8 protein-coding genes are annotated in these 12374 nt (G+C 65.1%); 4 read left to right on the forward strand and 4 right to left on the reverse strand.

Going from position 1 to position 12374, the window contains the following annotated elements:
- Window positions 1–43: 43 nt before the first annotated feature.
- The 3 genes from J2Y48_RS06090 to J2Y48_RS06100 all read left to right on the forward strand — a co-directional run bounded on the left by J2Y48_RS06090 (window position 44) and on the right by J2Y48_RS06100 (window position 5901).
- A complete protein-coding gene (locus tag J2Y48_RS06090; protein WP_310414247.1) occupies window positions 44–1459 on the forward strand; it encodes a cytochrome P450 in 1416 nt (471 codons plus the stop codon).
- Window positions 1460–1598: 139 nt separating this feature from the next.
- Complete coding sequence (locus J2Y48_RS06095) at window positions 1599–3605, forward strand: hydantoinase/oxoprolinase family protein (RefSeq protein WP_310414344.1); 2007 nt, start codon at window positions 1599–1601, stop codon at window positions 3603–3605.
- A gap of 124 nt (window positions 3606–3729) precedes the next feature.
- Window positions 3730–5901: a malate synthase G gene (locus tag J2Y48_RS06100; RefSeq protein WP_310414251.1), complete on the forward strand. Its 2172-nt coding sequence runs from the start codon at window positions 3730–3732 to the stop codon at window positions 5899–5901.
- A gap of 96 nt (window positions 5902–5997) precedes the next feature.
- On the opposite strand, the gene J2Y48_RS06105 is transcribed toward J2Y48_RS06100, so the two are convergent.
- A complete protein-coding gene (locus tag J2Y48_RS06105; RefSeq protein ID WP_310414256.1) occupies window positions 5998–6666 on the reverse strand; it encodes a L,D-transpeptidase in 669 nt (222 codons plus the stop codon).
- 234 nt (window positions 6667–6900) lie between these two features.
- Between J2Y48_RS06105 and J2Y48_RS06110 the strand changes: the two genes are divergently transcribed.
- The gene (locus J2Y48_RS06110; protein ID WP_310414259.1) at window positions 6901–7422 is read left to right on the forward strand and encodes an MmcB family DNA repair protein; all 522 of its coding nucleotides are present in this window, start codon (window positions 6901–6903) and stop codon (window positions 7420–7422) included.
- 11 nt (window positions 7423–7433) lie between these two features.
- Here J2Y48_RS06110 and J2Y48_RS06115 read toward each other — a convergent pair whose 3' ends face one another.
- From J2Y48_RS06115 to hrpB, 3 genes are all read right to left on the reverse strand, one after another.
- Window positions 7434–8021 carry an ActR/PrrA/RegA family redox response regulator transcription factor gene (locus J2Y48_RS06115; RefSeq protein WP_310414262.1) on the reverse strand — a complete coding sequence of 196 codons (588 nt, stop codon included), beginning with the start codon at window positions 8019–8021 and terminating at the stop codon, window positions 7434–7436.
- A 74-nt stretch (window positions 8022–8095) separates the two neighbouring features.
- Window positions 8096–9394, reverse strand: a complete 1299-nt coding sequence (locus tag J2Y48_RS06120; protein ID WP_310414265.1) for an ActS/PrrB/RegB family redox-sensitive histidine kinase — start codon at window positions 9392–9394, stop codon at window positions 8096–8098.
- A gap of 52 nt (window positions 9395–9446) precedes the next feature.
- The gene (gene hrpB, locus J2Y48_RS06125; protein ID WP_310414348.1) at window positions 9447–11906 is read right to left on the reverse strand and encodes an ATP-dependent helicase HrpB; all 2460 of its coding nucleotides are present in this window, start codon (window positions 11904–11906) and stop codon (window positions 9447–9449) included.
- Between the last annotated feature and the right edge of the window lie 468 nt (window positions 11907–12374).

Below are 12374 nucleotides of genomic sequence, written 5' to 3' on the forward strand. Positions count from 1 at the left end.
CAGCCATTCCGCCGCGTACGCGCGAATCCGCGAGGTGATTTCCATGGACATGCGTCCGGAACCCTTCGAGCCGCCGGCACCCCAGCCACGCACGGTACCGCCGTCGTGGCTCGAGATCATCCGCACGATCTTGCGAAATCCGCTCGAACTGTGGGGTGTGCCGTCCTACACGCTGCCCTGGATCGAAACGCGATTTTTCCGCGAGCACACCCTGATCGTCAACGATCCCGGCCTGATCAAGCATGTGCTCGTCGACAACGCCCAGAATTACCGAATGGCCGACGTGCGCCAACTCGTGTTGCGGCCGATCCTGCGCGACGGCCTGCTGACGGCGGAAGGCGCGGTCTGGAAGCGTTCGCGCAAGGCGGTTGCGCCGAGCTTTACGCCCCGCCACGCGAAGGGCTTCGCTACCCAGATGCTGCATCAGTCCGAACGGTATGCGACGAAGTATGACCGCGGCGGTCGCAACGGCGCCGACTTCGACATTGCCGTCGACATGACGGAACTCACCTTCGCCATTCTTGCCGATACGCTCTTTTCCGGCGAAATCGCATCCTCCTCCGGTACGTTTGCCGACGACGTGAATGCGCTTCTGCACCGCATGGGCCGTGTGGACCCGATGGACCTGCTGAAGGCGCCGTCCTGGGTGCCGCGACTGACTCGGATCGGAGGCCAGAAGGTGCTCGACAAGTTCCGGGCCATCGTGCGGCGGACGATGGACCAGCGGCTGCAGCGCATCCGGGCCGAACCCGAGGCCACGCCCAGGGACTTTCTGACGCTCCTTCTGGAGCAGGCCGGCCCGGATGGCCTGACCGAGGCTGAGATCGAAGACAACATCCTCACCTTCATCGGCGCCGGTCACGAGACGACGGCGCGAGCACTGGCGTGGACGCTCTATTGCGTGGCCAACTCGCCGCATGTCAGGGATGCAATGGAAGAAGAAATCGATCGCGTCCTCGCCTCTTGCGCCGAAGCGGTCGATTGGCTCGATCTCATGCCGTGGACGCGTGCCGCCTTCGAGGAGGGGATGCGGCTTTATCCGCCCGCACCTTCGATCAATCGCGCAGCGATCGCCGCCGATCGATGGACCAGCCCGACTGGGGAAGTTGTCGACATCCCCCCGGGTATTACCGTCCTCATCATGCCTTGGACGCTGCACAGGCACGAACTCTACTGGGAAAAGCCGCGCGCGTTCATGCCGGAGCGCTTCCTTCCCGCAAACCGCAACCGCATCGACCGATTCCAATACCTGCCGTTCGGAGCCGGTCCGCGGGTCTGCATCGGTGCGACCTTCGCCCTGCAAGAGGCGGTGATCGCGCTTGCCATCCTAATGCATCGGTATCGTTTCGATGCCGCCGGCGATGCGCCGCCCTGGCCGGTGCAACGGCTGACGACCCAGCCGGCGAACGGACTGCCGATGCGGGTGAACGCGCGCCCGTCCGCCGCCTCGCCCGCCTGATGCCCTCCGCACCGGTCGCCGCCGCTTGCCCCGATCATGTCGCGCGTGGAGCGGTGGCAATCCCGAACAAGATGCAATATCACCGCCGATGACCCGTCTCGGTTTCCTCGAGACGCCGCATTTTCCGGAAAGACGTGACGTGAAAGACCATTTGCTACTCGGCATCGACACCGGCGGAACCTATACGGATGCCGTTCTCTTCAGCGAGATTGAGGGGGTTGTCGCCAAGGCCAAGGCATTGACCACCCGCCACGACCTGGCCGTGGGCATTTCCGGTGCGGTTGGAGCGGTGCTGGACAAAGCGCGGGTTCCGGTTTCGGCGATCAGCCTCGTCTCGCTGTCGACGACGCTCGCCACGAATGCGCTCGTCGAGGGCCAGGGCGGCCGGGCGGGGCTCGTCATGATCGGCTTTTCGCCCGATGACCTGAAGCGAGACGGGCTGGCCGAAGCGCTCGGCAACGATCCGGTGATCTTCCTGCCCGGTGGCCACAACGTCCACGGCAACGAGAATCCGCTCGACATGACGGCGCTGGATGCGGCGCTGCCGGAACTTGCGACGTCCGTGTCCTCCTTCGCGGTCGCCGGATACTTCGCCGTGCGCAATCCGGCGCACGAGCAGCGCGTGCGCGACCGGATCCGGGAAATCTCGCATCTTCCCGTCACCTGCAGCCACGAGCTTTCCTCCAAGCTAGGCGGGCCGCGCCGGGCGCTGACGACGCTCCTCAATGCCCGGCTCGTGTCGATGATCGATCGGCTGATCGGCGCCTGCGAGGGCTATCTGGAACAGCGCGGCATCCACGTGCCGATGATGGTGGTGCGCGGCGATGGTGCTCTGATCTCCGCTGCCGAGGCGCGGCTTCGGCCGATCGAGACGATTCTGTCGGGCCCGGCGGCGAGCCTTGTCGGGGCGCGGCATCTGACCGGGTTGGACGACGCCGTCGTTTCCGATATCGGCGGCACGACTACCGACGTGGCGGTCCTTGATCAGGGGCGTCCGCAACTGGATGCGGAAGGGGCGGTCGTCGGCGGCTACCGGACGATGGTCGAAGCGGTGGCCATGCGCACCTACGGGCTCGGGGGTGATTCGGAGGTTCGCATCAACGATCGCGGTCTCGTCGCCCGCATTGATCTCGGTCCCCGTCGCTTCCTGCCGCTGAGCCTCGCGGCCAAGATTCATGGCGACGCCGTGCATGCCGTGCTGGAGCGGCAATTGCGGGCGCAACACATGGGACGGCACGATGGCCGCTTCGCCGTGCGCACCGGCGTCCCGGACCATTTCGCCAGTGGCCTGCAGCCGCAGGAACAGGCGCTCTATGAGCGCATCGGTGCCGTGCCGGTGGCGCTGGATGCCTTGCTGGCGAACACGCTGCAGAAGGCGACGCTCGATCGCCTTGTCGGGCGCGGGCTTGTGCACATCTGTGCCATCACCTCCTCCGACGCAATGCATGTCCTCGGCCGGCAGGACCAGTGGGATTGCAAGGCAGCGCGGCTCGGCCTCGAGCTGGCGGCGCGCGCCAAGGATGGTTCGGGCCGCGCGATTGCCGGCTCGGCGGAGGAACTGGCAGGCAAGATCGTTTATCGGCTGACGCGCCAGTCTTCCGATGTCATCATGGCGGCCTGCCTTGCCGAGGACGGCGCCGGTACGATCGATCCGGCGGAATCGCTGCCGGTCGACCGGGCGTTGCAGCGGACCGATGGGATCGTCCAGTTTCGCATTCATCTCGATCGGCCACTGATTGGTCTCGGCGCGTCCGCGCCGGTCTATTATCCGGCGATCGCCGACATGCTGGGCGCGGAGTCGGCGATACCGTCCGATGCCGACGTTGCCAACGCCATTGGCGCCGTGGTCGGCCAGGTGCGCGCCAGTGTCACCGCTTTTGTCACCGCTCCCGAGGAGGGCGTGTTCATTGTCGGCGGGGCCGGCGAGAGCGTGCGGCTGACGGACGAGGAGGCGGCCTTCTCGCTCGCCCGCGAACGAGCGATCAGCAATGCGCTCCATTCCGCACGCCTGAACGGGGCCGACGAACCCGCCGTCACGATCTCCGAGGCGATCGATGCGCCCGAGATCGAGGGACGCCGCAAGCTCGTCGAAGCGCGCTTCACCGCCACGGCCAGCGGTCGGCCGCGAATTGCGTCAGCTCAATAGCGGTCGATTTGTTCCAAGAAAGAACAAATTCTTTGAACTGTCGCTGAATTGACTATGAATGACAGGTCTGGAAAGTGGCAGCATTCACGGGCCCAGAAGGGTTCCGCAATCCGGAGTGCACGAGATGGGTTACACCGCGAAAAACGGACTTTCGTTCGATCAGGAACTGCTGGATTTCCTCGTCAAGGAGGCCCTTCCGGGAACCGGCGTCGATGCAGACCGCTACTTCTCGGAGTTCGCTGCGATCGTCGAGGCGCTGGCGCCGGAGAACCGGGCGCTGCTTGAAAAGCGTGACCGGCTGCAGGAGCAGCTTGACGCCTGGTACGAGGCGAATGGCGCGCCGACCGACCTGGGTGTTTACGAAGCCTATCTGAGGCAAATCGGCTACATCCTGCCGGAAGGCTCCGATTTCGTGGTGACGACGGCCAACGTCGATCCCGAGATTTCGACGGTGGCGGGACCGCAGCTCGTCGTTCCCGTCATGAACGCCCGCTACGCGCTCAACGCCGCCAATGCGCGGTGGGGCTCGCTCTACGACGCGCTCTACGGCACGGACGCGATTCCGGAAACGGACGGTGCGGAAAAGGGCAAGGTCTACAATCCGAAGCGCGGCGAAAAAGTCATCGGCTGGGTGCGTGCATTGCTCGATGAAAGCGCCCCGCTTGCCGGCGCCGGCTGGAGCGACGCGCGCTCCTTTGCAATCAGCGACGGCGCGCTGAAAGTCAGCCTGTCCGACGGTGAAGCGGTGGGACTGCAGTCGCCGGAAAAGTTTGCTGGCTATGCGGGAGAAGCCTCGGCGCCGCGCACGATTTTGTTGCGCAACAATGGCCTCCACGCTGAAATTATCATCGATGCGTCCACTGAAATCGGCCGCGGCGACCTGGCGCATATTTCGGACGTCCGCATCGAAGCGGCGCTGACGACGATCATGGATGCCGAAGACTCGGTCGCGGCCGTCGATGCGGCCGACAAGGTCGTCGTCTATCGCAACTGGCTTGGCCTGATGAAGGGCGACCTGGAGGAAGAGGTCGCCAAGGGCGGCAAGACGTTCACACGCAAGCTGAACCCGGATCCGGCCTATACGGCACCGAACGGTTCGGCCCTGACGCTGCCCGGCCGCTCGTTGATGCTGGTACGCAACGTCGGCCATCTGATGACCAACCCGGCGATCCTCGACAAGGATGGACGAGAGGTGCCGGAAGGCATCATGGACGCGATGGTCACAGCGCTGATCGCGCTGCACGACGTCGGTGCGAACGGCCGGCGGATGAATTCACGCGCCGGCTCGATCTATGTCGTGAAGCCGAAGATGCACGGTCCGGAGGAGGTTGCTTTCGCCAGCAAGATTTTTGCGCGCGTCGAAGCAGCACTCGGGCTGGCACCGAACACGATCAAGATGGGCATCATGGACGAGGAGCGACGCACGACCGTCAACCTCAAGGAATCGATCCGTGCCGCGAAGGGGCGGGTCTTCTTCATCAACACCGGCTTCCTCGACCGGACCGGCGACGAGATCCACACCTCGATGGAAGCCGGCCCGATGATCCGCAAGGGCGACATGAAGCAGGCCGCCTGGATCTCCGCCTATGAGAACTGGAACGTCGACATCGGCCTCGAATGCGGCCTGTCCGGCCATGCGCAGATCGGCAAGGGCATGTGGGCAATGCCCGACCTGATGGCGGCAATGCTGGAGCAGAAGATCGCCCACCCGAAGGCGGGCGCCAACACCGCCTGGGTGCCGTCGCCGACGGCGGCGACCCTGCATGCCACGCACTACCACAAGATCAATGTCGCTTCGATCCAGGCGGGGCTGAAGAGCCGCCTGCGGGCGAAGCTCTCCGACATCCTGTCGGTGCCGGTAGCCACCCGACCGAACTGGACGCCGGAGGAGATCCAGCGCGAACTCGACAACAACGCACAAGGCATTCTCGGCTATGTCGTGCGCTGGGTCGATCAGGGCGTCGGCTGCTCGAAGGTGCCGGACATCAACAATGTCGGTCTGATGGAAGACCGCGCGACGCTGCGCATCTCGGCCCAGCACATGGCCAACTGGCTGCACCACGGTGTCGTGACCGAGGCGCAGATCGTCGATACCATGAAGCGCATGGCTGCCGTCGTCGACGAGCAGAATGCCGGCGATCCGCTCTACACGCCGATGGCCACGGACCTCGATGGCTCGGTCGCCTTCCAGGCAGCCTGTGAACTGGTGCTGAAGGGGCGTGAGCAGCCGAACGGCTATACCGAGCCGGTGCTGCACCGCCGTCGCCGCGAGCTGAAGGCCGCGCGCGCGGTCTGATTCTGCGCGTGCTGCAGCTTCGGCAGCCGTGATGACAAAACGAAAAAGCCGCCGGTCGATCCCGGCGGCTTTTCCACTGGAGACTGTTACCAGTCGTTACTGCTGCACGACCACGCGCGAGCCCTTGCCCGGACGGACACGGCTATAGAGGTCGATGATGTCCTGGTTGATCATGCGGATGCAGCCCGAGGACGCCGCGGTGCCGATCGAGGCCCATTCCGGTGTGCCATGCACGCGGAACAGCGTGTCCTGGCCCTTGTCGTTAAAGAGATAGAGCGCGCGTGCGCCGAGCGGATTCGTCAGGCCCGGCTTCATGCCTTCCTTGACGTACTTCGCCACATCCGGCTTGCGCTGCGCCATTTCCTCCGGCGGATGCCACATCGGCCATTCCTGCTTCCATGCGATGTAGGCCTCGCCTTCCCAGGCAAAGCCCTGCTTGCCGACGCCGATGCCGTAACGAACGGCCTTGCCGCCCGGCAGCACGAAATAAAGGAAGCGGGTCGGTGTGTTGACGACGATCGTACCCGGCTTCTCGCTGGTCTTGTAGTCGACGATCTGGCGATGGAACTTCGAATCAACGCGCTGGATCGGAATTGCCGGCAGTGCGTAGCCGTGATCCTCGACCGGACCGTAACCGGAGGTGAAGATCTGGTTCGTTGCGACCTTCTCGCCCATGATCGGAGCGGAGGAGGGGACGGACGAGCATGCGGCAAGCGTCGTGGACGCTGCAAGGCCACATAGAAGCAGGGCAGTGCGGAGGCGCATCGAATTCTCTTCAACTAGGGGATGAAACGTTCCAGGATATCCGGACGTTTGTCGAGACGGTTTTATTTGCGAATCCGCGGATTTTGCAAGCGCGCAGCCCGGCGCTCGCGGTTGTGCAACAGCAAAAAACGGGGGGATTGCTTTTTTGCAACAATCCCGAAACGGCAGCCGGTTGAGGCGCGATCCGATACCATCTGCTATGGTGTTGAAATTGCATTTCGCTGAAGGCTCACCATGACGATCGTATCGCTGCACAATGACAACCCGCTTGCCGACGGCCGGCAGTCCGAACGGGCGATGATGGTCCGGCGCGGGGTCCAACGCCTCTTTGCCGAGCTGAACTATGCGGTGCTGGCGGAGATGACGCTTGCCAGCGGACGGCGCGCCGATCTCATCAGCCTGTCACCGAAGAACGAGATCTGGATCGTCGAGATCAAGACGTCGATCGAGGATTATCGCGTCGACCGGAAATGGCCGGACTATCGCGCCCATTGCGACCGGCTCTTCTTTGCCACCCATCGGGGCGTGCCGCTGGACATTTTTCCGGAGGATTGCGGATTGATCGTCTCGGACGGGTATGGGGCACACGTGATCCGTGACGCGCCGGAGCACAGACTTGCGGCGCCGACCCGCAAGTCGGTCACATTCGCCTTTGCACGGATCGCTGCAGGCCGGCTGCTACAGGCCGAACTTCTGACGGATCGAAACGATCAAGGCGCCGAGATGGCCGCGATCGTTTCCGGCGATCTCGACTGAGCGATTCGCGTCTACTTGGGTGCGCGCTTGGCGAGAATGCGCTGCAGCGTGCGCCGGTGCATGTTGAGTCGGCGCGCCGTTTCGGAAACGTTGCGATCACACATCTCGTAGACGCGCTGGATATGTTCCCAACGGACTCGGTCGGCAGACATCGGGTTTTCCGGCAGTTCCGCCTTTTCACCCGGCTTCTGGGTCAGAGCCGAAAAGATGTCGTCTGCGTCGGCCGGTTTTGCCAGATAGTCGACCGCGCCAAGCTTCACTGCATTCACCGCGGTTGCAATATTGCCGTAGCCGGTCAGCATGATGATGCGCGTGTCGTCACGGCGCTGGCGGATCGCGGCGATCACGTCGAGGCCGCTGCCGTCGCCGAGCCGCAGATCGACGACAGCGTACTTCGGGGGCGCGCCCTTGGCCTTTGCAATGCCCTCGGCGACGGATTCGGCGACGTCGACGGAGAAGCCGCGGGCCTCCATGGCGCGTGCCAGCCGCCTAAGGAAGGGGGCATCGTCGTCAACGATCAGGAGCGACCGGTCGGGGCCGATATATTCGGCGTCGCTTGCGTCCGGTCCGAGTGCAGGCGTATCGATCTTCTCTGTCATTTTCGCAATTCCGCGCTGATTTTTCCTTGTTTTCCGTCCATTTTCTTATGAACGGTTCAGGACGAGGGGTAAAGTCATTTTGCCAGCTTCACGTCCATGCGCGCTCGTGGCCATTCGACCTCCACCCGCGCCCCCGGCGCCCCGCCCCGCCGGTTGCCGAAGGCCAACCGTGCGCCCGAACGCTCAAGCAGCGTCTTGGCGATGAACAGGCCGAGACCGAGACCGCCGGCGCGCTCGTCGCGGTTCCGCTTCGTCACATAGGGTTCGCCGATCCGGAGCAGGATATCAGGCGCGTAGCCCTCGCCGTCGTCCTCGATCACCAGTTTCACCCGGTCGGCTGTATGGCTGACCGTGACGGTGACCTCCTCCCGTGCGTGGTCGACCGCGTTCTCCAGCAGGTTGCCGAGCCCGTAGAGAATGCCGGCATTGCGATGGCCGATCGGTTCACCGGCGCGTTCGCTTTCCTCGATGAGCGTCAGCTTGATCCCGAATTCGCGATGTGGTGCCATGACCTCTTCCAGCAGGGAGGAAAGCGGCAGCAGCCGCATGTGCTCCTCGTCCTCGGCCGAAAGCGTCGTCAACCGCCGCAGGATATCGCGGCATCGCTCACTCTGGCTGCGCAGCAGCTGTACATCCTCGCCGAAGCGGGGATCCCCGCCAAGCTCGCGCTGCATCTCCTTGGCGACGACGCTGATGGTGGCGAGCGGCGTTCCGAGCTCGTGTGCGGCAGCGGCGGCAAGTCCGTCCAGTTGCGACAGGTGTTTCTCGCGCTGCAACACGAGCTCGGTGGCAGCGAGTGCATCGGAAAGCTCCGACGCCTCCAGCGAGACGCGATAGGAGTAGAAGGCGGCAAAGGCCGTGGTGGAGACGATTGCGATCCAGAACCCGGCCGTCAGGATCGGCGGCACGACGAGAAGGGTTCCCGGGAACCAGGGCAGGGGAAACGGCGTGAAGGCGAGTGCCGTGATGCCGGCGACAGCCAGGACCGCGAGGACCAGGCTGTAGCGGATCGGCTGGGCCGAAGACGAGATGATCACCGGTACGCAGATCAGGGGCGCAAACGGGTTGACCAGCCCACCGGTCATGAAGAGCAGTGCCATCAGTTGCCCAAGGTCGAAGGCGAGCAACGTGAGCGCCGCCGCCGGCGTTAGCCGGTGCGCCGGCGAATAGCGCACGGCGAGATAGAAGTTGACGGTCGCAAGCAACGCGATCAGCACCGAACACCACACAAGCGGAAGCGGGAAACCGAGCCAGAAGGTCACCACGATGACGGTGATCGACTGCCCGGCGACCGCGAGCCATCGCAGACGGATCAGGGTTTCCAGTCGCAGGCGTTGGCTCGGGCTGATATCGGCAATATCGGGTTGGGTCATGGCCTCGTGGTCTCGTTGCTGCTGCGGTGTCACGCCGGACGCTGTTCTACGGTCATGTACCACGCGGCTTCGCCCGTGTCGTCGGGGCGGCGTCGGCCGGGCTCTCCGGCCAGGGATGGCGCGGATAGCGCCCCCGCATGTCCGTACGCACGTCCTTCCAGGAGCCTGCCCAGAACCCGGCGAGATCGCGTGTGGTCTGGATCGGCCGATGTGCTGGCGAAAGCAGTTCGAGAAGCAGCGGCAACCGCCCGCCTGCGACCGTGGGATGCTGCCTCAGCCCGAACAGTTCCTGCACGCGGATCGCCAGTGTCGGCTCGGCGCCGTCGTAGCGGATCGGATGCCGTTGGCCGGTCGGCGCCTCGAAGTGGGTCGGCACCAGGCGGTCGAGATCGCGTTGCACCTCATAGGGCACCAGCGCCATCAGCCCGTCCGACAGGCTGGCGGGGGTGACGTCGTCCAGGCCGCGCGTCTGCTCCTGGAACGGAGTGAACCACTCGTCGAGCCGGGCGAGCAGCGCATCGTCGCCGGTGTCCGGCCAGGGGTCGCCCACGCTCCGGTGCAGGAAACCGATCCGCTCGCGCAACTGGCCGCCGGATTTGGAGAAGGGCAGCACCTGCAGGCCGAGTTGGCGCACGCCGTCGGCCAGCGCCTGGGCCGCCTTGGCGCCGGTCGGCCGCGGCAGCGGCGTCTCGTCGAAGACGAGCGCGCCCAGACGTGTCACCCTGCGTGCCCGCACCTGCCGGCTCGCCGAGTCGAACACGCATTGCTCCTCGCGGACGATGTCGCGGCCCATGTCCGCCTCGACGTCCGCGCGGCTGACTTGTGCCGCCGCCAGGATGCGTTGCCGCCCTGCCTGGCCGGTCAGGTCGGCGATCACCAGCATCGGACTGCCGGCAAGGGCTTCGGTTTCCGGAAGCTCCGCACCGCGACCGTTCGCCATGACGAAGCGCCCGCGACCGCCCCGTTGCAGGGCAATCCGGTCCGGGAAGGCATGCATCAGCAACGCACCGGGTTGCGCCGGGGACTCCGGCGCGGCCGGCCCGGCAGCCGCAGCGATGCGTGCGGCAAGCTTGCGCGATGCCTCGGCCCGCTCGCCGCGCTCGGCCTTGAATCGCCGCAAGCGCTCCTCGAGGTCGATCAATGTTCCACCTAGGCCTTGTTCGGTCAGCAGCACCGCAAGCTGTGCCGCATCCCTGCCGTGCCCTGCGCCTGCCGCTTCGATCACCATGACCGCCAGCCGCGGCGGCAATGCCAGCGCGCGCATCCGCCGGCCGACCGCCGTCAAGCCGCCGCTGCCGTCGATTGCTCCCAGCAGTCGCAGCAGCGCGCGGGCCTCCTCGACGCTGCCGGCCGGCGGCTGGTCGATGAAGCGGAGCGCCGACGGGTCGGTCACGCCCCATTGCGCCAGGTCGAGCACGAAGGCGGACAGGTCGCTCGCCAGGATCTGCGGCGGCGTGAAGGCGGGCAGCGCCGCGGTCTGGCCGGCGTGCCAGAGCCGGACGGCGATGCCGGGCTCCGTCCGGCCAGCGCGCCCGGCCCGCTGGTCGGCGGAGGCGCGCGAGACTCGCACCGTCTCCAGCCGCGTGATTCCCGTCGAGGCCTCGAACACCGGCAGGCGCTGCAGGCCGCTGTCGATGACGATGCGCACGCCGTCGATGGTGATCGATGTTTCGGCAATCGAGGTCGCCAGCACGATCTTGCGCTTGCCGTGTGGCGGCGGCCGGATCGCCGCGTCCTGTTCGCGCTGGGTGAGATTGCCGTAGAGCGGCACGAGCATCGTGTCGTCACCAAAGCGCGCTTCCAGCCGCTCCATGGTCCGGCGGATCTCCGTCTGTCCGGGCAAAAAGGCCAGGATCGAACCGGATTCGGCCATATGCGCGTCGCGGATCGCCCGCGCCACGCTGTCTTCGATCCGCTCGCCGGTTGACCGGTCCGCGTAGCGAACATCGATCGGATAGCTGCGTCCCGCGCTTTCGATCACGGCCGCATCATCCATGAGCCGCGACACCCGTGCGACGTCGAGCGTCGCCGACATCACGACAATCCGCAGATCCTCGCGCAGCGCCGACTGGGCGTCGAGGGCCAGGGCAAGGCCGAGATCGGCGTCGAGCGACCGCTCGTGGAACTCGTCGAACAGCACGGCTGCGACGCCGGACAGTTCGGGATCGTCGATGATCATGCGGGCGAACACGCCCTCGGTGACGACCTCGATGCGGGTTCTCGACGAGATGCGGCTCTCCAGCCGCATCCGGTAGCCGACTGTCTCCCCGACCTTCTCTCCCAGAAGTTCGGCCATGCGGCCTGCCGCGGCGCGTGCCGCAAGCCGGCGCGGCTCGAGCAGGATGATGCGGCCGTCGCCGCGCCAGGGCTGTTTCAGCAGGTGAAGGGGGACGAGCGTCGTCTTGCCGGCGCCCGGGGGGGCTGCCAGTACGGCGCACCGCCCCCGAGAGAGCGCTTCGGCCAGGTCCGGCAGAACGGTGCTGACGGGGAGTTTGGAAAGTTCCGCGTCCAGACGTGCGAACGTGGTCTCAACTGATGCATCCTGCGGCACGATGGTCCTCAACTTCGATGTCTGCGACGGATGGGGCTTCCTTAACAGACATAGGCACCGGAGCGTCAGATGTTTCGGTTGAAAGGGGGCGCATTCCCGGATCGCTGTTCCTGTCCCATATCGCTTGCGCGCGCCGTAAGCACTCTCGGACGAGCGGGCGGGGAACGAACTCGCAGCCCAGGCAGGGCACCAATGCCCGCTAAAGATGAAGTTTTTGCGATTGTCCGAGCGATTGCCCGATCTGGTTGCACGGGCGGGGTGAGGCGGATGGCTGAGATGGAAATACATCCATATATTCAATGCTTTACGATATTTCGCGTTTTTTCCGAAAAAGGCTGTTGACTTGGTTTGGGGTTGGGCCTAGAAACCGCCTCACCAACGAGGGCGGCGGCGCTGCTAGCGACTGACGAACTCGCTCTGAAGTTTCCG

Origin of the sequence: Mycoplana sp. BE70 (genome assembly GCF_031455855.1) — a bacterium.
GTDB lineage: Bacteria > Pseudomonadota > Alphaproteobacteria > Rhizobiales > Rhizobiaceae > Mycoplana.